1 protein-coding gene is annotated in these 233 nt (G+C 66.5%); it reads left to right on the forward strand.

The window, feature by feature from the left end; translation table 11 throughout:
• A partial coding sequence (locus tag QP140_RS10305; RefSeq protein ID WP_284759560.1) for an ATP-binding cassette domain-containing protein occupies positions 1–233 on the forward strand: 233 nt, incomplete at both ends.

The raw sequence follows: 233 nt of genomic DNA on the forward strand, positions 1-233 counted from the left end.
TCGAGGAGCCGTTGCGCCTGCACAAGGTGGGTTCGCGTAAGGAGCGTGACGCTCGCGTGGCGGAGCTGCTGGACATGGTGCAGATGCCGAGGTCCGCGATGCGTCGCTACCCGAACGAGCTCTCTGGCGGTCAGCGTCAGCGCATCGCGATTGCACGTGCAATGGCGTTGGGCCCGGAGGTCATCGTCCTCGACGAGGCGGTCTCGGCCCTCGACGTGCTCGTGCAAGACCAG

This window comes from Corynebacterium sp. UMB9976 (assembly GCF_030212265.1).
Taxonomy (GTDB): Bacteria; Actinomycetota; Actinomycetes; order Mycobacteriales; family Mycobacteriaceae; genus Corynebacterium.